This is a genomic window from Pseudomonas macauensis (genome assembly GCF_047902425.1).
Classification (GTDB): Bacteria; Pseudomonadota; Gammaproteobacteria; order Pseudomonadales; family Pseudomonadaceae; genus Pseudomonas.
In genome coordinates this window covers 1,951,812-1,976,843 of record NZ_CP138377.1, presented here as the reverse complement: position 1 = coordinate 1,976,843, position 25,032 = coordinate 1,951,812, and the positions used below count along the sequence as shown (strand labels likewise).

Annotated in this window: 18 protein-coding genes; 15 read left to right on the top strand and 3 right to left on the bottom strand. The window is 58.4% G+C overall.

Going from position 1 to position 25,032, the window contains the following annotated elements; genetic code table 11:
• Nucleotides 1–111 precede the first annotated feature (111 nt).
• From SD196_RS09460 to SD196_RS09410, 11 genes are all read left to right on the top strand, one after another.
• The gene (locus SD196_RS09460; RefSeq protein ID WP_416311327.1) at nucleotides 112–2,226 is read left to right on the top strand and encodes a 3-hydroxyacyl-CoA dehydrogenase NAD-binding domain-containing protein; all 2,115 of its coding nucleotides are present in this window, start codon (nucleotides 112–114) and stop codon (nucleotides 2,224–2,226) included.
• A gap of 47 nt (nucleotides 2,227–2,273) precedes the next feature.
• On the top strand, nucleotides 2,274–3,458 hold the full coding sequence (locus SD196_RS09455; protein WP_416311326.1) for an acetyl-CoA C-acyltransferase: 1,185 nt from the start codon (nucleotides 2,274–2,276) through the stop codon (nucleotides 3,456–3,458).
• Nucleotides 3,458–4,240, top strand: coding sequence for an SDR family NAD(P)-dependent oxidoreductase (locus SD196_RS09450; RefSeq protein ID WP_416311325.1), 783 nt, complete (start codon nucleotides 3,458–3,460; stop codon nucleotides 4,238–4,240). Before SD196_RS09455 ends, SD196_RS09450 begins: the two co-directional genes overlap by 1 nt.
• A gap of 206 nt (nucleotides 4,241–4,446) precedes the next feature.
• The gene (locus tag SD196_RS09445; RefSeq protein WP_416311324.1) at nucleotides 4,447–5,145 is read left to right on the top strand and encodes a TetR/AcrR family transcriptional regulator; all 699 of its coding nucleotides are present in this window, start codon (nucleotides 4,447–4,449) and stop codon (nucleotides 5,143–5,145) included.
• Between the two features lie 823 nt (nucleotides 5,146–5,968).
• Nucleotides 5,969–7,588 carry a methyl-accepting chemotaxis protein gene (locus tag SD196_RS09440; RefSeq protein ID WP_416311323.1) on the top strand — a complete coding sequence of 540 codons (1,620 nt, stop codon included), beginning with the start codon at nucleotides 5,969–5,971 and terminating at the stop codon, nucleotides 7,586–7,588.
• A gap of 83 nt (nucleotides 7,589–7,671) precedes the next feature.
• Complete coding sequence (locus SD196_RS09435) at nucleotides 7,672–8,778, top strand: hypothetical protein (protein ID WP_416311322.1); 1,107 nt, start codon at nucleotides 7,672–7,674, stop codon at nucleotides 8,776–8,778.
• 11 nt (nucleotides 8,779–8,789) lie between these two features.
• Nucleotides 8,790–9,194, top strand: a complete 405-nt coding sequence (locus SD196_RS09430) for a phosphate ABC transporter substrate-binding protein (RefSeq protein ID WP_416311321.1) — start codon at nucleotides 8,790–8,792, stop codon at nucleotides 9,192–9,194.
• A gap of 804 nt (nucleotides 9,195–9,998) precedes the next feature.
• Nucleotides 9,999–11,495, top strand: a complete 1,497-nt coding sequence (locus SD196_RS09425) for a flavin-containing monooxygenase (RefSeq protein WP_416311320.1) — start codon at nucleotides 9,999–10,001, stop codon at nucleotides 11,493–11,495.
• A gap of 99 nt (nucleotides 11,496–11,594) precedes the next feature.
• Nucleotides 11,595–13,232, top strand: a complete 1,638-nt coding sequence (locus SD196_RS09420) for a 3-(methylthio)propionyl-CoA ligase (protein WP_416311319.1) — start codon at nucleotides 11,595–11,597, stop codon at nucleotides 13,230–13,232.
• 9 nt (nucleotides 13,233–13,241) lie between these two features.
• Nucleotides 13,242–14,204 (top strand): alpha/beta hydrolase, encoded by a 963-nt coding sequence (locus tag SD196_RS09415; protein ID WP_416311318.1) that lies wholly within the window; start codon nucleotides 13,242–13,244, stop codon nucleotides 14,202–14,204.
• Nucleotides 14,205–14,261: 57 nt separating this feature from the next.
• Nucleotides 14,262–15,842, top strand: a complete 1,581-nt coding sequence (locus SD196_RS09410) for a GMC family oxidoreductase (RefSeq protein ID WP_416311317.1) — start codon at nucleotides 14,262–14,264, stop codon at nucleotides 15,840–15,842.
• A 742-nt stretch (nucleotides 15,843–16,584) separates the two neighbouring features.
• Here the strand turns inward: SD196_RS09410 and SD196_RS09405 are convergent.
• The gene (locus SD196_RS09405) at nucleotides 16,585–17,319 is read right to left on the bottom strand and encodes a hypothetical protein (protein WP_416311316.1); all 735 of its coding nucleotides are present in this window, start codon (nucleotides 17,317–17,319) and stop codon (nucleotides 16,585–16,587) included.
• Between the two features lie 410 nt (nucleotides 17,320–17,729).
• Nucleotides 17,730–18,224 carry a hypothetical protein gene (locus SD196_RS09400; RefSeq protein ID WP_416311315.1) on the bottom strand — a complete coding sequence of 165 codons (495 nt, stop codon included), beginning with the start codon at nucleotides 18,222–18,224 and terminating at the stop codon, nucleotides 17,730–17,732.
• A gap of 757 nt (nucleotides 18,225–18,981) precedes the next feature.
• Here SD196_RS09400 and SD196_RS09395 point away from each other — a divergent pair.
• Together SD196_RS09395 and SD196_RS09390 are read left to right on the top strand one after the other, a co-directional pair.
• Nucleotides 18,982–20,073: an efflux RND transporter periplasmic adaptor subunit gene (locus SD196_RS09395; protein WP_416311314.1), complete on the top strand. Its 1,092-nt coding sequence runs from the start codon at nucleotides 18,982–18,984 to the stop codon at nucleotides 20,071–20,073.
• Nucleotides 20,070–23,159: an efflux RND transporter permease subunit gene (locus tag SD196_RS09390; protein WP_416311313.1), complete on the top strand. Its 3,090-nt coding sequence runs from the start codon at nucleotides 20,070–20,072 to the stop codon at nucleotides 23,157–23,159. The genes SD196_RS09395 and SD196_RS09390 overlap by 4 nt, the downstream gene beginning before the upstream one ends.
• Before the next feature lie 66 nt (nucleotides 23,160–23,225).
• On the opposite strand, the gene SD196_RS09385 is transcribed toward SD196_RS09390, so the two are convergent.
• Nucleotides 23,226–23,330 carry a hypothetical protein gene (locus SD196_RS09385; protein ID WP_416311729.1) on the bottom strand — a complete coding sequence of 35 codons (105 nt, stop codon included), beginning with the start codon at nucleotides 23,328–23,330 and terminating at the stop codon, nucleotides 23,226–23,228.
• Nucleotides 23,331–23,944: 614 nt separating this feature from the next.
• On the opposite strand from SD196_RS09385, the gene pqqA reads away from it, so the two are divergent.
• Both pqqA and pqqB read left to right on the top strand, forming a co-directional pair.
• A complete protein-coding gene (pqqA, locus tag SD196_RS09380; protein WP_416311728.1) occupies nucleotides 23,945–24,016 on the top strand; it encodes a pyrroloquinoline quinone precursor peptide PqqA in 72 nt (23 codons plus the stop codon).
• A 96-nt stretch (nucleotides 24,017–24,112) separates the two neighbouring features.
• Nucleotides 24,113–25,027, top strand: coding sequence for a pyrroloquinoline quinone biosynthesis protein PqqB (gene pqqB, locus SD196_RS09375; RefSeq protein ID WP_416311312.1), 915 nt, complete (start codon nucleotides 24,113–24,115; stop codon nucleotides 25,025–25,027).
• The last annotated feature ends 5 nt before the right edge of the window (nucleotides 25,028–25,032 follow it).

Here is a 25,032-nt window from a genome sequence, read left to right as displayed (position 1 = left end):
TGAAAGGCAGGAACCACGCCGTCCGCCCTCTCTCAGCCCTTCTCTGGAGGGAGAGGGGCCAATCCCCGCCCCTTCCGCAACACGTTTCATCTGATTACCGAAGGATCTGACATGACCACATTGGTTAACTACCGCATCGAAGACGGCCTTGCCTTGATCGGCCTGACCCACCCCCCGGTCAACGCCCTCGGCCAATCCCTGCGTGCCGCCATTCTCGACGCCTGCGAGCACGCTGCAGATGACGCCCGCGTGCAGGCCATTGTCCTCTTTGGTGAGCAAGGTCTGTTCTGCGCCGGTGCCGACATCACCGAATTTGGTACAGATGCTTCCTTCGCCGCTCCGGACCTCCCCGGCGTGCTGGTGCGCCTGACCGAACTGGACAAGCCGCTGATCGCAGCCATTGGCACCCTCGCCCTCGGCGGAGGGCTGGAACTGGCCCTGGCCTGCGGCTACCGGATCAGTGAGCCCAAAGCTCGCATCGGCCTGCCGGAAATCAATCTGGGGCTGCTGCCGGGCGCCGGCGGCACCCAACGACTTCCTCGCCTTATCGGAGTCGAGCCAGCACTGGAAATGATGATTTCCGGCCAACCGATCAGCGCCGGTCGCGCCTTCGAACTAGGCCTGCTCGACCGACTGGCCGGTAGCACCGAAAGCTTGTTGGACGACGCACGGACCTTCGCCCGTGAACTGATCGCCCAGGGCGCCCCGGCCCGTCGCGCCAGCCGCTTCGATAGTCCGGGCGAGAGCGTCGCCGCCGACTTCTTCACCCAGTTCCGTGCCGCGAACGAGCCGCGCTGGAAGAGCCGCCTGGCGCCGCGCCTGGTACTCGCCGCGGTGGAAGCTGCGTGCAACCTGCCGTTGAGCGAAGGCCTGGCCCGAGAGTGTTCGTTGTTCAAGGAAGCCGAGGCTTCCTCGCAGTCAGCCGCGTTGCGTCATGTGTTTTTTGCCGAGCGCGAGGCCGGGCGAATTCCTGGCGTTAGCAAGGACACCCCTCTGCGCAAGGTCGACAAAGTCGCGGTGATCGGCGCCGGCACCATGGGCGGCGGAATCGCCATGAATTTCGTCAATGCCGGCATTCCGGTAGCCCTGCTGGAGCTCAAGAGCGAAGCACTGGACCGCGGTCTTGCGAATATCCGCAAGAACTACGAGATCAGCGTCAAGCGCGGCAAGCTGACCACCGAGCAACTGGAACAACGCATGGAGTTGCTGTTCGGCACCGTCGATTACGCCGACCTGGCCGATGCCGATCTGGTGATCGAGGCAGTATTCGAGAAACTGGAGATCAAGCAGCAAGTGTTCCGCACTCTCGACCAGGTGTGTAAACCAGGCACCATTCTGGCCAGCAACACCTCGTCGCTCGATGTCGATGTCATCGCGGCGACCACTTCACGTCCGCAGGACGTGATCGGGCTGCACTTCTTCAGCCCGGCCAACGTCATGCGCCTGCTCGAAGTGGTTCGTGGCAAAGCCACCGCGCCGGACGTGCTGGCCACCACCATGAACATCGCCAAGCACATTGGCAAACTGCCGGTGATCTCCGGCGTATGTTTCGGCTTCATCGGCAACCGCATGCTCGAACCCTACAACCGGGAAGCCCATCGCCTGGTGCTGGAGGGCGCCACCCCGGCCCAGGTCGACACAGTGCTCACCAGCATCGACATGAACATGGGCGTGCTGAGCATGATTGACCTGGCCGGCGTCGACGTGAATTTCCTCGTGCGTGAGGCCAACCGCGCCGCCACCGAACACGATCCGAGCTACCACATCATTGGCAACGAGCTGTACAAGCTGGGGCGCTTCGGCCAAAAGACCGGCCGCGGCTTCTACCTCTATGAGGGGCGAGACCGCAAGGAGGATCCAGAAGTCTCGGCCCTGGCCGAGCGCATTGCCGTTGAACTGGGCGTTTCCCGCCGCGAAACGATCTCCCACCAGGAGATCCACGATCGCTGCCTGTTCATGCTGATCAACGAAGGCATCCAACTGCTCGACGAGGGCATCGCCCTGCGCGCGAGCGACATCGACCTGGTCTGGATCAACGGCTACGGCTTCCCCGCCCACCTCGGCGGCCCGATGCACTATGCCGAGAAGCTGGGCTTGGAAAAGGTACTCGCCGGCATCCACCACTATCGCCAGGAACTCGGCGCCTACGGCGAGATGTGGTTCCAGCCGGCACCACTGCTTGAGCGCCTCGTCGCCGCCGGCCAAAACCGCATCGAGAAGATCTGAATCATTCCGGCCCGCCCAACGGGCCGCTCCTACAGGACTCCCCTTCCATGAAAGAAGCCGTCATTCTGTCAACTGCCCGCACGCCTATTGGCAAGGCGTTCCGCGGTGCTTTCAACAACCTCAAGTCACCCAGCATGGCGAGCTTCGCGATCCGCGCGGCCGTCGAGCGCGCCGGCATAGAGGCCGCTGAGATCGAAGACTTGGTGATGGGCACCTCCATGCCCGGCGGCACTGCTGGCTGGAACCTCGGCCGGATGGCAGCGCTAGCCTCGGGCCTGCCGCTGTCTGTCAGCGGACAGACCCTCGACCGCCAGTGCGCCTCCGGCCTGATGGCCATCGCCACTGCTGCCAAGCAGATCATCGTCGATGGCATGCAGGTCACCATCGGTGCGGGCCAAGAGCAGATCAGCCTAGTGCAGAATCGCCACATGGAGTGGTCGATCGCCGAGCGCGACGAGCAAGTGATGCGTCACGCCGAGCATGCTTACATGCCAATGCTGCACACCGCAGAGCTGGTTTCCCAGCGGTACGGGATCAGCCGTGAAGCCCAGGATGCGTACTCTCTGCAGTCCCAGCAGCGCATCGCTGCGGCCCAGGCAGCCGGTCTGTTTGAAGGAGAGATAGTCCCAGTTACCGCAACCAAACAGGTCGTCGACAAGGCCACTGGTGCGGTCAGTTACGAAGAGGTCACTCTAAGTCGCGACGAAGGCAACCGCCCCCAAACCGTTCTCGAGGACCTGAGTAAACTCAAACCGGTGGTCGAAGGCGGGTGTATTACTGCCGGCAACGCCAGCCAGCTATCCGACGGCGCCAGCGCTTGCGTGTTGATGGATGCGCGTCTGGCCGAGCAGCGCAATCTGGAACCGCTGGGCGTCTACCGCGGTATCGCCGTCGCCGGCCTGGCCCCGGAGGAAATGGGTATCGGCCCAGTGCTGGCGGTACCCAAGCTGCTCAAGCAGCACGGTTTGAAGGTCGATGACATCGGCCTCTGGGAACTCAACGAAGCCTTCGCCTGCCAGGCGATCTACTGCCGTGACCAGCTCGGCATCGATAACGCTCGCTACAACGTCAACGGCGGCGCCATCGCCATCGGTCACCCTTATGGAATGAGTGGTGCGCGCATGGTTGGCCATGCCCTACTCGAAGGGAAACGCCGTGGCGTGAAGTACGTAGTGGTCACCATGTGTGTCGGCGGCGGTATGGGCGCAGCCGGCCTATTCGAGGTGCTCTGATGAAAGGCGACTTCACTGAACTGTTTTCCCTGGCCGGCCGCACCGTGCTGGTCACCGGTGCATCCAGCGGTATCGGTGCGCATTTGGCCCGGGTCGCCGGCTGCGCCGGCGCTAACGTAGTACTCGCGGCCCGTCGTGTAGAGCGGCTTGAACAAGTCGCCAAGGACATCGAGTGGGAGGGTAGCCGGGCTCTGCCCGTCGCCCTCGACGTCACCGAGCGGGCCAGCGTGGAGGCAGCATTCGACGCTGCCGAGGCACATTTTGGCGTGGTCGATGTCGTGCTCAACAACGCCGGCATCGGCAGCGGCCAGCGCCCTCTTGAAATTACCGAAGACGAGTGGCGCATGATGCTCTCGACCAACCTCGACGGCGTCTGGCGCGTAGCGCAGTGTGCCGCCCAACGCCTGGCAAGGGCCGAGCGCCCCGGCAGTATCGTCAATATCGCCTCGATGCTTGGCTTGCGGGTCGGCACCGGCTACAGCCACTACTGCGCAGCCAAGGCGGGCGTGGTGCAGCTGACTAAATCGCTGGCATTGGAGCTTGCCCGCTACCACATCCGTGTGAACGCCATCGCCCCTGGCTATTTCAAGACAGAGATGACCGACGGTTACTTCGACGGTGACAAAGGTCAAGCCTACATACGCGACGCAGTACCTATGCGCCGCCTTGGCGAATTGGAAGAACTGGAGGGTCCATTCCTGCTATTAGCCAGCGAAGCCGGGGCCTATATGACCGGTGCAGTACTAGCCGTAGATGGCGGACAGCTGGTGGGAAGCCTCTAGCAGCACGCACTCATGGGCCAGACAAAAACTGGCCTATGAGTGCGCGGGACTTGCATCATTTTCTTATCGCATCGTTCATGGAAGAGAGTCCCCTACGTGCTTTCTTCGGTCATTTTCCCTATGCTGAATGGGACCTTGTCGCAATAGCAGCATCATTGCAGCAACTGCCATCCCGATTTACTGACCGATGAAATTACATACTCCCCATGCCAGAGTCTCGTCCCCACTGCGCCGAACCTGATGCCAATGAAAGCGAAACCAACTCCGTCACTCGTCGCGGACGTCCTGTTGGTGACCACAGCGCGAAACGGGCCGAGCTGCTAGCAGCAGCGATCGCCGTTATTGCCGAGGATGGGTACGCCGGCGCCTCGATGCGCAAGGTAGCGAAGTATGCTGGATGCACGACCGGAGCAGTGACCTACTACTTTGCCAACAAGGAGGAGATGGTCAGCGCCGTGGCCCAGAACTTGTTCGACAAGGTCGAGGCCCTCATGGAAGTTAATCGTGATCACCTCGATGTAAAGTCACTCATCCAGCAATGGCACCAGTGGATCACTTTCGACGATCTGGACAGCTGGCTCGCCTGGTTACAACTGCTGTCACATGCCCGCCACGAGCCTGCATTCAGCAACGTGATCAAACAGCGTTACACCCATTTCCGCCAGATCTCTGCCTCGCTGATCGAAGAGGGCCAGCGCCAGGGGAAAATACGCGACGATATTCCCGCGGATGTGTTGTCCGATCAGATCAGCGCCTTCAGTGATGGCTGGCTCATGATGCTGCCTATCGACCCCGAGCGCTTCAGTGCAGAGCGGGGACAGGCGTTGCTCGACGCGCTCATTGTCCTTATTTCCCCACCCAAAGCTTCAAGGCGCACGTCCAAGACAATCAGCACCGCGGAATAATCGCCCTTCGGAGGGCTTCGCCGACACTGTATCCGTCGCGACGTGCAGGCCCTCCTCAACCATCCCCGCTGCCACAATCCTCCGCCCACCTCTGGGCATCTGCCTTCCTTCCGCCCCTTTCCCTCTGCAAATTCAGCGCAGCGCGATGCCTCCAGCCGTGCATCTCGTGCCGGCTGTGCGCACACGCACCAATCCGCTTTGCATCAAATCGAAACTCCTGTATTTTACAAAACAGCCGATATAATAAATAAACCACAATCATGTGGCGGGAGCGGAGATGGACCTGGAAATCAAGGCGCTGTCGCGGTCCAAGCGGACAGGTGGGGACCCACGGGGAAGGCAATCAAGACTGCCGCCGGGGTCCTTTGTCGAAGTAGTGGGGATTGAGGCGCCTTCGACCAACGCCGTAACCAGCACAATGAGAGCCCGCATAGGGCACAGCTTGGAGTCCCGTTCTTTCTGGCTGAGACCAGAACGTCCACTTTGCCGAGCTCAGAGGTACGGCGACGCCTGTCCTCGAAAATCTCTGAGGCACAGATACAGACGGTCAATACGGCCGGCGCCCGGCGGCCTGCAAACAGGCCCGAAATGAACACGTTACCTCGATCTGCCCTTATGTAGGGCCCCTCCTGAACTGAGCGAGGCGATAACCCGCCCACTAACGCACCGACATTCAATTGCCGGCTGTGATGGTCACTGCTTGCCCGTAGCTCAGCGACTGCGGCCTCTGCGGGCCCGGCGAGGCTAGTGGGCAAATTCATCAACGCGTCCGGTAAAGCAGGTCTCAAACCGCCCCTTCGTTCCGTCGAGAGCAGCAGAATCCATGTTCAAAGCCATTTCGCTGACCCTGAAGCTTTCCCTGCCACCCACCGTGGGCCTAATCGGTCTCCTGCTTTTTGTGGGCTACACGGGTCTTCAACTGGATAACAACAACAGTCGGCTGGTGGCACTCGAAACCCGGAGCTATCCCTCCCTGGAGACCGCCGACAAGGTGAATTTTGAGTTCTCGCGAATTCCCGGACTGCTGAACGGCGCCGTCGCTGCGGGTGAGCGGGAGACTTTGAATGAAGCACGCAAGATATTCACTGATGTAAACGCGAGCCTACATGACCTAGAGCCTCTGACGGACAAGCAAAGCGGCACAGGCGAAGAGCTTCAGGCTTGGTCATCAGCCATCCAGCGCTACGCCGAAAATGCGTTCGCGTCATCCGAACAATTGCTCAACGGCGCCTCGTTCGAGGACTTGCGCCCGAACCTTGATCGCATGGCAGCAGACCTCAAGCGTGCACAGCAAGCCGGCGATAGGTTTCGCAACCATGCCTACTCCGATTTCCAGAGCAGTCTGAAGCAGGTCAGGGCCGACAATGCCACCACCACCCAGGTCGGATATCTGCTCAGCATCGGCCTGTTGCTGGTGGTCAGCCTCGGCTCGATCTTGGTAATCCGTCAGGTGATGAACAACGTTCGGGGCGTTATCGAATCGCTCAAGGCCATTGCCATCGGCGACGGCGACCTGACTCGCCGCGTCAATGTCGAGTCCGGGGACGAGATTGGCGAAATGATCGGACTGTTCAACGGATTGCTGGACAGATTGCAGGGCACCATTCGCCAGATCATCGAAACGGCAAGTCCCCTTGAGCAGATGTCCAGGGAGCTTCACCGACTGACGCGCGGCGCAGAGGAGAGTGCGCATTCTCAGCAGGGACGTACGGATTCGATTAACCGTGACATCGGCACCATGACCAATAGCATCCAGGAAGTGGCACAGCGCTCCCGGCAAGCCTCGGAGGAAGCCAGCTCCGCCACACGGCAGGCCGATGAGGCCCGGCAGAATATCGACAGCCTCTCTTCCAGCATCGGCGATCTGGGTAACAGCGTGCTCAGTTCGGTGCAGGCCATGCAGCAGCTGGAGGAAGAGACCCAGCAGGTCGGATCAGTGCTTACGGTCATCCGCAGCATCGCCGAACAAACCAATCTGCTCGCTCTGAACGCCGCCATCGAAGCCGCACGGGCTGGCGAGCAGGGGCGGGGCTTTGCCGTTGTGGCAGACGAGGTGCGCAATCTCGCCCAAAAAACCGCCGCCTCCACTGCGGAAATCCAGAGCATCATCCAGCGTCTGCAAAACAGCGCCAACGGGGTACTGCACGCCATGACCCTTAATGGCACCAAGGCTCGGGCCAGCATCGAACACTCTGAACAGGCTACGCAGACTCTCGAGGCGATCACCCTAGCCGTTCGCCAGATCGATGAATTGAATGCCGGCATCGCTCGTTTCACTCAGGAGCAGATCGGCCTATCCCGCTCGATTCAGCGAGACACCGAGATGCTGCAGCACGACACCCAGGCCACCACTCACGGCGCCGACGCTACTGCGCGCCTTGGCGAACAGTTGGTCAGCACTGGAGATCAACTTCGCAGCGCTACCGCCCAGTTCCGTATCTGACCCATCCCAACAACAAGAGCAGTAGACACATGCAAGGCATTAGAGCACTCGGTCTCGCAGGCCTCATTGCGAGCACTTCAGCCATGGCCCTGGAACAGGGTGAGTATCGGTTCAACGGATTCGGCACCGCTGCCTTGAGCCATCTAGGAGGTGAAGATGACGGGCGCAGCTTCGGCATCAATGGGCAGACAACGGACTCCTGGCGCGGTGACCAGCTCTCCAGGCTAGGTAGCCAGCTGCAGTATGGGCTCACCGACACGCTGGGCGTGACCGTGCAAGGCACTCTCAAGCCGGAGCAAGACTCCTGGAAGGGCAATCTGGAGTGGGCCTACCTCTCCTGGAAAGCTGCGGACGGATTGACCCTGCGCGCCGGGCGTCTGCGTACGCCGGTTTACATGTATTCCGAGACCCTCGACGTCGGCTTCACCCACCCATGGCTGCGTCTACCGGACGAGGTCTACAGCCAGGTGCAACTGAGCAACTACGAGGGAGGAGACATCCTCTATACCGTACCTACCGGTATCGGATCCCTGGCTTTCCAGGTGGGCGCCGGCCAGGCGGTCAACCGCAACCTGTTCGCTATGGATGACCTGTACGACATCGACTACAAAAAGATTTTCGCCGCCAACGTTAGTCTGGAAACCAACGGTTTCGGCATGCTACGTGTGGGTTATGCCGAAGCGGACATCGACGCGGACCTCACGACGTCTGTCATCACTCCAGACGGCACTCCCGCCAACGTTAATTTTCTGAGCCTTCATGGTCAAAAAGGCAGGTTCACGTCCATAGGTTATCAGTACGACGACGGCACCTGGGTATCGTCCAACGAGTGGACCCGCAACAACACTGAAGGCGATCAGCAAGGTCATACTGATGCCTTTTATCTCATGGGTGGCAGGCGCTTTGGCGAGGTACTGGCCCACATCACTTACGCCCAACTCGACGAAGACAACGGCCGCCAGAGCTCATGGACTTATGGCCTGAACTTCAACCTGGCGCCGAATCTTGTCCTTAAGGGTGAGTACAAACGGATCGACACCAGTGGCAAGGGGTATCGCGGCACGTTCGTGGAGAACGCCCAAGAAACTTTCGATCACGCGGTGTATGCGGCCAGCAATGGCGGGGCGGGCAGTCCCTCGCGCAATTACGACGGCGACATAATCAGTCTCGGCGTCGACTTCGTGTTCTAAGGAGCGTCCTCATGAAACCACTCATCACCGCACTTATCGCCACCACCCTGGCGACGGCCTCCAGCATCGCCCATTGCGAGGTGGTCGTGATCGTGAACGCAGGAGCGACCGCCTCTCCCACTCAGTCGGACGTGGCCAACATATTTCTGGGCAAGGACACCAGCCTCAAGGGAATCGACCAGAAAGGCTGGAATCCCACCAAGGAAAAGTTCTACGGCAGCATTACTAACAAGAGCGAATCGCAGCTGAAATCGTACTGGTCTGGGCTGGTCTTCACAGGTAAGGGCCAGCCCCTGGAAAGCGCTCCCGATGACGCCTCGGTAGTTGGGATGGTTGGCTCTGAGGTAAACGCCATCGGGTACGTCGACAAGGGCGCCATCAACGATAAGGTAAAAGTACTTTTCTCCCTGCCCTAAACCATGAATGCCGGGTCTCAGCATGCGCGAGCCAGCGCTCGCTGAGACACGCGCAAAGCGCCCTCCTCCGCCGCACCCAGCCCTGCTTCGCCTGTCACGCGAAACTCGCCTGGTTCGCCACTTCGGCGCGCCCAGGCTTTGTCTGCCTGGCGCTCACGTCAGGGCTATCACCCACCGTGCGTGTCCAAGTGACACTGTCGACGCCTCGTCCTCTGCACCCACCTGGCATTGGCTCCTCTCAGTGGCGCCGGGACCGTCCTTGAGTCCATTGGCGCAGGGTCACGGAACCGGCCCATCTTGCAGCTATGCATACCCCACCATTCGCGAAACGATAGTTTTGATAACACTAGTTGCGTAAATTTGAAAACCGCATTAGAGTCCCGCAAAACAACAAAAGCTTCAGGAGCTAGCTTCATGAAAGACTCCGCAAGAAATTCTGCTCCCAAGCACCCTGACATCCTCGAGGGCAGCCTTGGTGGGCCAGTCATCGCTCGCCCGAGCCGCACGCCCTGCCTCAACGTCCACGCGCCGTTTCCGAAGGGAACCCCTCGCTGGCCCACCGTTTACTCCCCTCACTGATTACCTGTTGCTCCTTCCAATCTCGCAGCAGCAATCAACGAATGAACGCGACATGGCCGATCGGAAAAAGGCGAACGGAACCAAGCGGAGCCTCCTGCCACTGCTTGACCTGCCAAGCACCAGCAAAGCGGCTTATCAAGAGCCATCATCGAAGGCACTTTTCGCTGACCGAGCCGCCTCTATCAATCTATTGCCCTGCTTAGCCCTATAAGCACGGAGATCTGTATGAGCAACCAGCATTACGACATTTTGATCATCGGCGCCGGCTTGTCAGGTATTGGTACCGCTTGCCACTTAATCAAAGAGTTTCCAGGGAAAAGCTTGGCAATCCTTGAGCGCCGCTCCCGTATCGGTGGAACATGGGATCTCTTCCGCTATCCGGGGATTCGGTCAGACTCGGACATGCTCAGCTTCAGCTATAAGTTTCGTCCGTGGAACAAACGTAAAGTGCTGGCCGATGGTCCTGAAATTCGCCAATACATTCAGGACACAGCAACGGAATATGGCATCACCAATAAAATTCAATTCGGGAATAAAATCACCAGCGCAGACTGGTCAAGTCAACAACAGCTGTGGCAGCTGACCGTCCTGCATGAGCCGAGCGGCAAAACCAAACACTACAGATGTAAATTCCTTGTGTGCTGCACCGGTTACTACAACCACGACGATGGTTTTCTTCCCAAGTTCCCAGGCGAAGAGAACTTCAAAGGTGTCCGGGTCCACCCGCAACATTGGCCGGAAGACCTCAATTACAAGGGCAAGCAAGTGGTTGTAATCGGCAGCGGCGCAACTGCCGCTACATTGATTCCGGCCATGGCAGGCAGCGCCGCACATGTCACCATGCTGCAGCGCTCCCCTTCCTATATCTATTCATTGCCGTCAGTCGACACGGTGACTGCCGCATTGTCGTATATCATGCCGGCTAGTTGGGCTAAGAGCTTGGGCCGTAAGCGCAACATTTTGATGTATCGCGGAATTTATCTTGCGTGCCGACGCTGGCCGAAGTTAATGCGCGCATTTTTCCTCTCCCATGTCCGCAGAAAAATCGGCCCGGATGTCGACATGCGTCATTTCACTCCCAAGTATATGCCTTGGGATGAGCGGCTCTGCGCCGTCCCCAATGGTGATCTGTTCAAGGCCGTTCGCAGCGGCAAAGCCTCCGTTGAAACCGACCACATCGAGCGCTTTACCGAAAAAGGTATTCTCCTGAAATCCGGCAAAGAACTGCAGGCAGACATCATTATCGCGGCAACCGGACTGAAATTGCAGTTACTGGGCGGCATGTCGCTATCCATCGATGGCCAGCCGTGCCCGATTGGCGAACAGATGACCTACAAGGGCGTGCTGATGGAAAACATGCCCAACTTCGCTTGGATCTTCGGTTATACCAATATTTCCTGGACGCTGAAGTCCACGATTTCAGCCGAATATCTGTGCCGCCTTTTCAAGCATATGGCAGCCTACAAACTAGACGTCGTGACTCCGTACGACAACGGAAACAACGCTACAGATCAAGGAATTTTGGGCCTGAACTCCGGATACATTCAACGGGATCAACATTTATTGCCAAGACAAGGCAAATCCTATCCTTGGGAAGTTCTGCATCACTACGGGCGCGACAAAAAGATGCTATTGAAAGACCCTATCGAGGACAGTTATCTGAAGTTTCTCCCCGCCAAGCAAGAGAGCTTCAGAATTCAACCTTCTCGAATTGCCGGCTGAATCACCGGCTTTCCGAAAGACGCCATAGACCTCCAATTGCCGCCGGCAACAAGGCAATCCAGGCAGTCGAGCCCCATTAAAATAAAAGGCGGAAACAACATGCACGGCCAAATGATGACGCTGCCGTTGATCGTGTCTTCTATCCTGGAACACGCGGAGCGCTATCACGGTGATACCGAGATAGTCTCTCGGACGGTCGAAGATACGCTCCACCGTTATACTTATTCCGAGGCGCATCAACGCGCCAAGCAAGCCGCCAATGCCCTGGAGAGGCTCGGCGTTCAATGCGGCGATCGAGTCGGTACCCTCGCGTGGAACGGCTATCGTCATTTCGAGTTGTACTACGCCATCTCGGGCATGGGTGCGGTCACCCACACCATCAATCCCCGACTGTTTCCGGAACAGATCAGCTGGATCGTGAACGACGCCGAAGATTGTGTAGTCTGTTTCGACCTGACCTTCGCACCACTTGTCCAATCCATCGCAGCGAATTGCCCGAGCGTGAAGTACTGGGTAGCCATGACCAGCCGTGCACACATGCCGGCCCTGAGCATCCCTAACCTCCTGTGCTATGAGGCTCTACTGGGCGAAGAGTCCGCGAACTTCACCTGGCCTGCGCTCGATGAAAACTCGGCGGCTGCCCTCTGCTACACATCGGGAACGACGGGTAATCCCAAGGGGGTGCTCTACTCCCATCGCTCAACCCTGCTGCATGCCCTGTCCAGCTCGCTGCCGGACGCCCTGGCCCTTTCTGCAAGCGACGTGGTCGCACCCGTGGTGCCCATGTTCCACGTCAACGCCTGGGGTTTGCCGTACTCGGCGCCGCTGGTTGGCGCCAAGCTGGTGTTCCCAGGGGCTGCCCTGGATGGCGAGAGCGTCTTCGAGCTATTCGAGAACGAAGGCGTCACCTTCACAGCGGGTGTACCAACGGTGTGGCTTAGTGTGTTGCAGTACATGCAACGGCACGGTACAGGGCTTTCTAGCATCAAGAGAATGATCGTCGGTGGGGCGGCTTGCCCGCCGGTCCTCATGAAGAGCTTCGAAAAAGAGTTCGGCATCAAGATCCAACACGCCTGGGGCATGACGGAAATGTCGCCGGTCGGGACGGTCAATTCACTCAAGCAATCGCAGCTCAGGCTTGATGACGAGAAGCGCTTCGCCATACAGCTCAAGCAAGGCCGCCCGCCGTTCGGTATCGACCTGAAAATCGTGGACGACCAGGGTAATGAGCTACCCCGAGATGGTAAGACCTCGGGCGCGTTGATGGTTCGCGGTCACTGGGTTCTTCACCAGTATTTCGGCAGGGACGAATGCCCACTGGTGGACGGCTGGTTCCCAACCGGCGATGTGGCCACGTTGGACCAGGACGGCTTCATGCAGATAACCGACCGCGCCAAGGATGTGATCAAGTCCGGGGGCGAGTGGATCAGCTCCATCGAACTGGAAAACATCGCCATGGGCCACCCTGCGGTCGCTGAAGCCGCCGCACTGGGAATGGCACATCAGAAGTGGGATGAGCGGCCGCTGTTAGTGGTCGTAAGGAAAGTCGGCAAGGACGTGAGCCGCAAAGAAATCCTCGACCAATACCTGGGCAAGGTTGCCAAGTTCTGCATTCCCGATGACGTGATGTTCATCGACGAGCTTCCCCATACCGCTACCGGCAAGATCAGCAAAGTGCAGTTGCGTGAACAACTGCGCGGTTATTGCTGGCCCACTGCCGACGCCCCTATTGCGTGAGGTGGCCACATGAGCCAACAAATTCAGGCGAACACTTTCACTCACGTTATCCATCACCCTCAGGGACGCTTTGCTATCGGACTGCTCAGTCTCCTGCTTCGACTCACAGTGAAATCGAAGCTTGGAGGACACATCGACATTTCGAAACTCCGCCAAAGATTCGACAAGTTGAATCGACAAGCCTCCCCGGCTCTCCTTGCGGACGTGAAACGAGAAAATGTGGACTGCAACGGCGCATTTGCTCAATGGCTATCGCCTGAAGGCTACCGGCCGGATCGCGTGCTGCTTTACATTCATGGCGGGGCGTTCGTGGCCTACACGCCCGATGTGTACGCCGCCATGGTGGCGTCTTGGTGCCGTGGCCTGAAAACCCGCGCACTGCTGGTGGATTACGGCCTCGCTCCAGAGCATCCATACCCCACTGCACTGGATGAGTGCCTTGCGGCCTACCAATGGCTGCTGGACCAGGGATTCAAGGCAAGAGACATAGTCATCGCAGGCGATTCCGCTGGAGGCAATTTGGTCATGGCCACATTGCAGCACCTCAAGGCTAGAAAACAGCCGTTGCCGAGTTGCGCGGTACTGCTCTCCCCCTTCCTCGACTTGACCCTCAGTGGCAAGAGCGCTCTAACCAACGCTCCGCGAGACCCTATTTTTACGCTTCCCTTCGCCGTTGCCATCCGAGACTTCTACGCGCCACCCCATACCTACTCGCAACCATCGGTATCCCCTCTGTTCGGAGATTTCGCCGACCTCCCCCCGATGCTGTTCCAAGTAGGCAGCACGGAAATGCTCTTGGATGACTCAGTGCGCGCTGCGGCCAAGGCCGATGCAGCCGGCGTACCCGTGCAGCTGGAGATCTGGGAGCGACTTCCCCACGTATTCCAGCTTATCCCGGCGCTACCGCAAGCCCGAACAGCTGAGCAACGTATCCGCCGCTTCATCAACGAACATACAGCCTGGGACGGCTGACAGAAGCGAAAACCGGTCTGCTCACATCATTCCTGCCCCCATGCAAGGCCCGCAAAAATGGCATACGACTACATCATCGTTGGCGCCGGCTCTGCCGGCTGCGTCCTGGCTAACCGCCTGAGCGCCAATCCGGAAAACCGCGTCTGCCTCATCGAAGCCGGCCCTGAAGATCGCTCGCCGCTCATCCATGTTCCTATCGGCGTAGCCGCAATCGTACCTACTCGTCACGTTAACTGGGCCTTCCACACCGTTGCACAACCAGGGCTCGGAGGCCGCGTTGGCTACCAGCCACGCGGCAAAGTACTAGGCGGTAGTAGTTCGATAAACGGCATGATCTATATCCGAGGCCACCACACCGATTTTGATGATTGGCAGGCCCTGGGAAACGATGGCTGGTCCTTTGCCGATGTGCTGCCGTACTTTCGAAGGAGCGAAATGCACCACAGCGGTAGCAATGAGTTCCATGGCGGAGACGGAGAATTGTACGTCGGCCGAGCTCATCGCCACCCCATTTCCGAAGCCTTTGTAGAGGCTGCTCTAGAGGCTGGTCATCACTTCAACCCCGACTTCAATGGATCGCAGCAGCAGGGCGTTGGCTACTATGAAGTGACGATCCGAGATGGCCGCCGTTGGAGTACCGCAACTGCGTTTCTCAAACCGATCCGCGAGCGTAGCAACCTCACCGTCCTGACCGGTGCCTACGCCGAGCGGGTAGTTCTCAAAGGAAAACAAGCCGTCGGCGTGCAGGTCCTGGTCGACGGCCAGCGTCTGCAGCTGAACGCTCGCAAAGAAGTTTTGCTCGCCGCCGGCGCCTTCGGCAGCCCGCATCTACTGATGCTCTCCGGCATTGGTCCAGAATCAGAGCTTAAGCCTCAAGGCATCGGTGTGCAGCACGAGTTGCCCGGCGTGGGCCAGAACCTGCGAGACCATCCGGACGTGGTGCTCTGCTACAAGAGCCGAGACACCTCACTATTGGGCATATCGCTCGCAGGCGGCATGAAAATGGGAAAGGCGCTGGTCGATTACCTGCGCTACAAACATGGCCCGCTTGCCAGCAATTGTGCGGAGGCCGGGGGCTTCCTCAAGACGTCGCCCGACCTGGCGCGCCCGGACATCCAGCTGCATTCGGTGATCGGCGCGGTGGACAACCACAACCGCACGCTGCACTGGGGTCACGGCTTCAGCTGCCACGTCTGCGTGCTTCGTCCCAAGAGTATCGGCAGCATAGGCCTTAACTCCGGCGACCCGAGCGCGCCACCGCGCATCGATCCCAATTTGCTGACACATGACGACGACGTGCAGACCTTACTCAAAGGCTACCGCATGACACGCGAAATCATCAGCCAGGCCCCTATGACGCGCTTCGACCTGAAGGACATGTACAGCAAGGACTTGCACAGCGACGAGCAGTTGATCGAGCTGCTGCGCAAGCGCGCCGACACCATCTACCACCCAGTCGGTACCTGCAAGATGGGGCAGGACGAGATGGCCGTGGTCGACAGCCGCTTGCGTGTTCACGGCATTGAAGGACTGCGGGTAATCGATGCCTCGATCATGCCGACCTTGGTCGGTGGGAATACCAACGCCGCGTCTATCATGATCGCCGAACGTGGTGCCGAGTGGGTCACCTCAGCCTAAAGCGTATGAATGCCCACGCTCCTTAAGCGTGGGCTGGCTGCCACCCGCCCCTTCGATGGGAACGAAGCGAACCATTCCACTTCCGTCCGCTATCCCGCTAGCGCAGCGTTGGGCACGCCATACTGACGCCCCTATCCGGACGCCAACCAGACATGACTAGGCCGCCAACGGCCAAATCGTCGCAACGAGTGGTTGATACCCGCCGAGCGTGAAGAACTGACTGGCTAGAATAAATAGAGTCCAGCTTCACTTGGTCGCTTCCAAGCGGGAAACATTCTTTGCCAGCGCACTCGACTCATTCGGACGAGCCCTTAGGGTCGCGGAGAGCCCCGGTGGAAGGGGTGATCTGTGCTAGCGCTATCCATAATAACGACCACCAATGGTGTCATAGACTTCCTCCTGCGACTGGCATATCAGAACACGAGCGTGGGGCTGCATTGAGTGGCTGAACTGCGGGGCACGCGCGCCCATGATGCCTAGAGAGCCACTCGGGACATCAGGGGTCTATTGGACCGCAATTCGACGCAAGGCGGCGGAAGGGAATCTGGCACAGCGAGACCCGAAGTTAGCGACAAGCCATTTCGTGCGGCATTGAGCAGGATATACATGGGGAGTATCGAAGCAGAAAGCAGAATCCCTCCAAATCACTGTGAAAATAAAAAGCGCCCCGCAGGGCGCTAAAAAGTCAACATAACCACACCCTGCTACAGCGTGGCGCAACCGCCCATAAGAAACCAGGCACTCAGATTGCCCCCACCCTGCCGCTCACTCTGGAAACCTCACCTTTCCCCCGAAGCAACTGAACACCGAAAATCAACAACCACAACGGATATAGTATCAGGAAAGACATTTCCATAAGCTTCATCAGATCGTCAAGAGACTTAAAGAATCCAAAGATCAGGAACAAGGTAAATGAAATTCCCACAAGCTTTAGAAGAAGTAGAGAGAACCATCCGCAACCCGCTTTTTTAAGCTGGCCGCCGACTACAAGCCCCCAAAACAACACCACCAAGCCTTCCGACCACCACAATCCGTACTGCACTGCGTGAGCAATAGCTGACCATGCCACTTCCGCAGCCGCTTTTACCGACGCATCCCCCTGCTCATGGAGTTGCACCAAAGGCGATATGACCGCTTGCTGGGTGGAGGCACCAATGATTCCAACAGTGACGTAGAATCCAATAGCTAGCACAGCAATACTTCCCAAAGCGCCAGCCTCATCGCGAAAGACATGCCAGAGATAGCCGCCCACAACCAGCGTGGGTAAATAGAACCCAAAAATATCTGTCAGCATTGACCAACGGTAAATATCTCGAGTTTCGGCGGGGAGAGAAAGCATTTTTGCCCCATTTAGAACCATACTGGTATCGTCGCCCGTCACGACCATTGAGAGAATGACAGTCGTATAAGCCAATATCCCGCCGAGGATGGCAGCATATGCTGTTACACGTGCCGCTGCCGTCAAGTTTTTTTGCATTCTGACCTCTCCATTGTTGAAAGCCCTCGGAAGCGAGCAGCCTCTTAGTCAAATACTTATCACTTACGGTCAGTCAAAAAGACTGGAAAGAGAATCTGTGTTGCCTGGGTAATATCGAAAATTTCCTTGCCCTGACGCTGGCCAGATCCTTCATTGCAATCAGGCTCGCCTCCAAGCGCGGGCTAAAGCGGTGAAGCCTCTAGATCAGAAAACGTTTAAGTGTTTCGCCAATCCCCACAGCGGCAGAGAAGACTTGCTGAATAGCGTTTGGTACGACAAGCTTTTCGCAGTAGCTGTATTGGAGTGGCCTGTCATCGCAGAAAATCGCAACAAAAATATCGGCGAAATGAATACCTGAAGAATCTGTAATTGCTAGACCACCGGAAGAGGGTTCGAAAAATGGAGGAGTATTAGCTCACGGCGGATTCTTGATTTATGAACCGCTCAACTAGATGACTGGCAAGCTGATACTCCTTGCCAAGTGCGAGGTCCATCAGCTTTACCTGCAACAATTCTTGGCGAACCATATATTCGAAAAACTCCCTTTCTTCAGCAGGCCCGATCTCTGCTAGCCATCGCAAACGCTCAACATAGGCAACGGTTCTCTTGCGCAGACCTGTAAGAATCAATGGAATCACGCAGTCCGGCAGCCAACAAATAACTCTTGACTTAATTAAAATAAAAAATTTATCAAGCAACTCAATTTCAAAAACTTTCGCCACCCGCTCATACTGGGGCCTGCTGAATTCCTCCAATTTATGATAGGAACTCCAATAAGCATGCATCAGCCCTTCATTGAAACGTTGGGACATATTCGCCGTAATGGCATGCATCATTGCACGACCATTCAACTCATAAGCCATCCATTTAACAAACTCAGAACTAGGAGCTTCCACCCAAATCACGCCAGAAACAATAAATAATAAATATCGACAATAAAATAAAAATTACGACCAATATGTGTCCTTCACTTAAAGACAAAACGACACGGCAGTCCCTAGTATGCAAGCGCTTTAGTCTTTCAAAATACGAAGCCCGTCAGCTTGGCATTTCACGCCACCTTATTAACATTTTGTGCAGCTCTCGCCACAACCACCGCCTAAGCATGGAGGCTTTAGCCACACCACTTGGCGCGTTTCTCCAGCCAGGAGAGGGCCCCTACGCCTGGAACAATCGTGAGCGAGATTGACGAGTAGCCGAGACAGAGCGTCCGCAGGGTTCCACCACGGCCCAGGCGTCATGAGCACAGGCCGCTAGAATTTTCAGCGAATGGAAGCGCTCTGCATTTGCGCCTTATTCGAACCTTCTCACAATTGATATAACATTCGTTACGCTAAACCTTTGGTTCGGAGTGACGCGATGAGCGTTGCCCGACCAGGCAATGGCGTCATTCGTGGCCTGCCATCGCGCGACTGCTCAAGGAGGATCTGATGCGTACAACAACACCGAGCAGGCCGACGCCGGCCACCGGTAAACGAGCGCGTCACTGTCCGATTAAGTCCGCCTGATCCGCACGAATGTTGCCCGCGTAACAGGGGCAAGCAGCTGATGGGACTGCTTGCTTGAATCTATCGATATGAGACCGATTTCAGCGAGGCGCGCCTGCTTGGCAGTGCGCATGCGCTGCAGTGCGGAGCCCATCTCTAAGCGAGGAAAGCCTACATGACACTGTTCAAGACATTACTGGCCTGCAGTTTAGTGGGGAGCCTGGGGCTGACCCTTGTCGGCTGCGGAGAGGAGAAGCGGCCGGAGGAACCCCCGCGGCCAGTTCGGACGATGATCATCAAGTCCGCCACGATCGGCGAGGAGCTTGCTCAGACCGGCGAGATCCAGGCAGAGGTTGAAACCGACCTGGGCTTCCGTATCGGCGGTCGTATCGCGACCCGCAGCGCGGAGGTCGGCGCGAGTGTCGCTAAGGGTCAGGTCCTGGCGACACTGGATCCAAGCGATGTCCAGAACGAAGTGCGGACCGCCGAAGCTGAGGTGATGAGCGCCCAGGCTGCAGAGCAGTTTGCGGGATCGGCGCTTGAGCGGCAGCGCAGCCTCTTTGAAAAGCAGTTTGTCGCCCGCGCCCGGGTCGAGGAAGCCGAGGCGAATTGGCGTGCTGCGAAGGCGCGGCTCAATGTCACGAAAGCTGGCCTGCTCACCGCGCGCAACAAGTTGACATACACGGAGCTCCGCGCGCCCGATGACGCCATCGTTAGCGCCGTGGCAGTCAATACCGGACAAGTCGTCGATGCAGGGCAATTGGCGGTCAAGCTCGCTTCAACGCACAAGCGAGTCGCTGTGTTCGATGTTTCCGAGCGGCTCAATACTGCCGTGCCCCTGGATGCACAGGTCGAAGTGGCGCTGGTGTCCGATCCCTCGATAAAGGTCATCGGCCCGATCCGTGATGCGAGCCCAACCGCGGACGCAGCGACGCGCACATACCGTGTCCGTATAGACCTCCCCGACGCGCCGCCAGCCATGACACTGGGCGCCACTGTGGTGGGACACCTCGTTCTGCCCGGCAAGCCCCTGATCGCCCTTCCAGCGTCGGCCGTGACCAGCGTTGATGGCAAACCCGCGGTCTTCGTTGTGCAGACTTCTACTCACGAGCTTCTGCGCAAGCCGATCGAGGTCGCGCGCTATTCGGCCGAGCAGGTGCTGGTCGAGTCCGGGCTCTCCGACGGAGACGCTGTAGTGACAGCAGGCGTCAGTAAGCTGAGGCCCGGCCAGAAAGTCGCATATGACGCTGAGCAGGTGGCCAAATGAGCCGGAATTCGACACTGTCGGAGCAAAAGCGCGGCTTCAATCTCTCGGCCTGGTCCATTGGCCAGAAACCGTTGATGTTCTTCCTCATGCTGATCACGCTGGTCGGCGGAGCGATCAGCTATACACAGCTGAGCCGCAACGAAGATCCGGCATTCACCATCAAGACCATGGTGGTCTCGGCCCGCTGGCCTGGCGCAACCATTGACGATACGACGAAGCTTCTGACTGACCGCCTCGAGAAAAAGCTCGAGGAGACCCCCTATCTTGACCGGCTCGATAGCTACACGCGTCCTGGCGAAACCGTCATCATGGTCAACCTGCGCGATGACGCACCGTCGCGAGTTGTCCCCGAAACCTGGTACCAGGTTCGTAAGAAAATGGCCGATATCGCCTCGACGCTCCCAAGCGGCAGACAAGGCCCCTTCTTCGATGATGAGTTCGGCGACACCTACGGACAGATATTTGGGTTTACGGCCGAGGGCTTCTCTGACCGTGAACTGCGCGATTACCTCGAAGGTGTGCGTGCCGAGCTACTGCGCATCCCTGGTATCGGTAAGGTGCAACTCCTGGGCGTTCAGGAGGAGCAGATAGTCGTCGAGTTCTCGGCTGGCCGGCTGGCCGCCTTCGGACTTGACGAAGAAGCGGTACTGCGTGCTCTGAAAGCACAGAATGCGGTCATCCCATCCGGAACGGTGCGACTGCCCGACGATAAGATCGCATTGCGCGTGAGTGGCGGCTTCGCATCCGAGGAGAGCATCCGGAATGTGACCTTGCGAGCCAACGACCGCTTCGTGCCACTCACCGAGCTCGCCACCATCCGGCGAATTCCAGCTGACCCACCGGCGCCGCTGTTCCGCGTCAACGGCGAAAAGGCACTCGGCCTTGCTATCTCCATGGATGCCGGCGGTAACCTGCTCGAATTCGGGGAAGCGGTACGCAGTCGCATGGATGAGGTCAGGACGGCGCTCCCGCACGGTATTGAAATGCTACAGGTAGCCGACCAGTCGACTGTCGTGAAGCAGGCGGTCAGCGGTTTCTTGACGGTCCTGGCCGAAGCGGTCGCGATCGTGCTTGCGGTGTCATTCCTCTCGCTCGGTGTCCGGGCCGGCCTCGTGGTCAGTATCTCGATCCCCTTTGTTCTGGCACTGACTTTCATCGGCATGGAGCTGACCGGCATAGGCCTCCAACGCATATCCCTGGGCGCACTAATCATCGCTCTCGGCCTGCTCGTCGACGACGCGATGATCACCGTCGAGGCCATGGTCGGTAAGCTGGAAGAAGGCTGGAACCTGAAACGGGCAGCGAGCTTCGCTTACGAGTCGACCGCCTTCCCGATGCTGACAGGCACGCTCGTCATGATCGCGGGGTTCATCCCTGTCGGCTTCGCGGCATCGAGCGCAGGTGAGTATTGCTATTCGATGTTCATGGTAGTGCTGATATCGTTGTCGGCTTCCTGGGTAGTCGCTGTCCTGTTTTCGCCCTTGCTCGGCACCTTGCTTCTGCCCAAGGCACTGCCGCATCACGGCCATGGCAATGGCCCAATCATGGGCACCTATGAACGGGCGCTGTCCTGGGTCCTCGGGCATCGTGCGCTGACTCTCATGCTCGCAGGTGCGGCCTTCCTGGTGTCGCTTGGAGCTGCCACCCATCTCGAACAGCAATTTTTCCCGCCCTCTGACCGCCCCGAGCTGCTGGTCAGCCTGACGTTACCGCAGAACGCATCGCTGGAAGCGACGGAGCGCGAGGCGGCAAAACTCGAAAAGCTGCTCAAGGACGACCCCAACGTCGAACGCTTCTCCACCTATGTTGGCTCCGGCGCAATTCGCTTCTACTTGCCCATGGAGGTCTTGCTCCAGAACGAAAACGTCACCCAAACGGTCGTGATAGCGAAGGGTGTAAAGGAGCGTGACGCGCTGCAAGCCAAGCTTGCCGAGATATTCAAAACCGACTTCGCAGGGCTTATCGCTCGAGCGACGCCGCTCGAACTGGGTCCTCCGGTCGGCTGGCCGCTCAAGTACCGCGTCACGGGCCCCGATCAGGGAAAGGTTCACGACATTGCTGCGCGCCTTGCCAACGTGCTCTCCGCCAACCCGGACACGCGTGAGATACATCTCCTATCAGGGGAGCCGCAAAGGAGTGTCCTCGTCCAAATCGACCAGACTCAGGCGCGGGCGCTGGGCCTTTCGTCCGAAGATGTTGCTAGCGCTATGGCGACCGTCTTCTCCGGCTCGGCGGTGACGACTGTGCGTGACCAGGACAGACTCGTCGATGTGATCGTTCGGGCGCAGACCGGTGAGCGCACCAACCTTGCGACTCTCGCGAATCTCCAGATCCGAACAGCCCAGGGCCATACGATCCCCTTGACCCAGATCGCCAAGCTCAGTTACGGCGTCGAAGAACCGATCATCTGGCGGCGTCAGCGTCTCCCTCTGATCACCGTCCAAGGTGATATTCGTGAAGGACTGGAAGCTGCGACGGTGGTGCAGGCTCTTGCACCTGCAGTAGCGCAATTCTCTTCGGAGCTGCCCAAAGGGTACAAAGTCGAAACAGGTGGCGTGGTCGAGGAGGCCGCCAAGGGAAGCGCGTCGGTCCTCGCCGTTCTGCCGATTACAGCGCTGGTGATGTGCGTGCTCCTGATGGTGCAACTGCGTAGCTTTTCCCGCATGTTCCTGGCGCTCGCAATGGCTCCATTCGGCCTCATCGGCGTCGTACTGGCCATGTTGCCTACCGGGACGCCCATGGGCTTTGTCGCGCAGCTCGGCGTAATTGCCTTAGTTGGCATGATCGTGCGCAACGCAATCATTCTGATCGAGGAGGTGGACATCAATATCCACGCGGGGCAATCGCCACGTGAAGCCATCGCGCATGCCTCAATGCACAGGGCCCGCCCGATCGTGCTGACTGCATGTGCGGCCATCCTCGGCATGATCCCAATTGCACCGCAGATATTTTGGGGACCAATGGCTTATGCGGTCATTGGAGGGCTTGCAGTCGCGACCATCGTGACACTCACCGTTCTTCCAAGCGCCCTCTCCCTCCTGTTGCAATGGGAGCAGCGTAGTCGGCAAGGGTCTGCACCTGACTGAACTGGAGGTCCAAGCCCCGGTTAAAGCGGCTGAACCAAGCATTGATTCCCCTCCTTCGGCGTGCCCTCAGGATCGCTGGGCACGTCGCCACGCCGCTGGTGAACACCCCACCCAACGCTTGAAAGCGTGAATGAAGGCGGCGGCCTCGGCATAGCCGAGCGCCTTGACCACCTGTTCCACCGACCGCTGGGACTCACCGAGCAAGGTCTGCGCTCTGGTGAGTCGCACTTCGACGAGTTATTGGCGAAAACTGCCTCCCTCCCCGGCCAGGCAATGACGCAACCTGCCCTCGGCACCACCCGGCGCCGGCCCCGGCAGGACTATCGCTTCCAGCGCCGCGTACCTACAGAGACGGCGACCATCAGCAAGGTGGCAGAAATGGAGCCGGCCTGAATCGCCAAGCCCACCCGCCAGCCCCCGAAAGAGCCCTCCTGCGCTCCTTCGGGCATTCAGCCTCAAAACGTCCCACGAATGCTGTCCGGAAGGTGGCAAGCCCAGTAACGACAAGCCAACCAAAGATGCGACACGCCCCTTGCCTAGGCGTGTCCCAAAATCTATAGTTGGTCAAATGACCAAGTCTGCCAGTTGCCACTCCAGCATGCTGCGACCGATTGACATTCACGGCACCGGAAAACCAAAAACCAAGCCTATCGACATATCAAGGCCCTTAGCCTTGTGCTTAGCGCAAATGAAGGAGCAGTACCCAATCTCGACCTGGTCGTATTCGACCTGTTTGGTGGGCTACTTCTTCAGCGAGTAAATCAACAACTGAGAGGACTCATACCATGTGGACAAAACCTAGCTTCACCGACATGCGCCTTGGCTTCGAAGTGACCCTGTACTTCGCAAATCGCTGAAGCTTGAAGTCATCGCGTCACCACAGCTGGGGCTGCTTTTCGGCCCCAGCTTCCTGGAGCACTTTCTATAGAGCTCCGAGGCAGAACATACCTCTCATGCATATTCAGATTCTCGGTTCAGCCGCGGGCGGCGGTTTCCCCCAGTGGAACTGCAACTGCCGCAACTGCCAGGGTGTACGCAGCGGCAAGGTCCGCGCCCAGCCGCGAACCCAATCTTCCATTGCCGTCAGCGCCAATGGCATAGATTGGGTGCTGTGCAACGCTTCCCCGGATATTGGCGCCCAGCTTGAAACCTTTCCGCCGCTGCAACCAGCCCGCAGCCTGCGCGATACCGGCATTGCTGCGATTATCCTGATGGATAGCCAGATCGACCACGTCACCGGACTTCTTAGTCTGCGCGAGGGTTGCCCACTCTCGATCTGGTGCACGGAGATGGTTCATCAGGACCTGACTAATGGCTTCCCACTGTTCACCATGCTCCAACACTGGAACGGCGGACTGGTCCGGAATCTCATTGATTTAGAAAGCCCCATATTCGAAGTACCCACCTGCCCAGATCTGCGCTTCACTGCCATCCCCCTGCGCAGCAGCGCACCGCCCTACTCACCGCACCGCGGCAACCCGCATCCGGGTGACAACATCGGCCTGTTCATCGAGGACCTGTCCACCGGCGGCAAGCTTTTCTATGCGCCGGGCCTGGGTCAGGTGGACGACGAATTGCTGGGGTGGATGCGCCGCGCCGACTGCCTGTTGGTAGACGGCACGCTGTGGCGCGACGACGAGATGCGCGTCTGCGAAGTGGGCGAAAAGCTCGGCAGCGAGATGGGGCATCTGCCCCAGAGCGGCCCCGGTGGCATGATCGAGGTGCTCGATGGCATCGACGGGCCGCGCAAGGTGCTTATCCACATCAACAACACCAACCCCATCCTCGATATTGACTCGCCTGAACGGGCCCAACTGGATGCTCTAGGGATTGAGGTGGCGTGGGACGGCATGGCCATCAATTTGTAACGCGC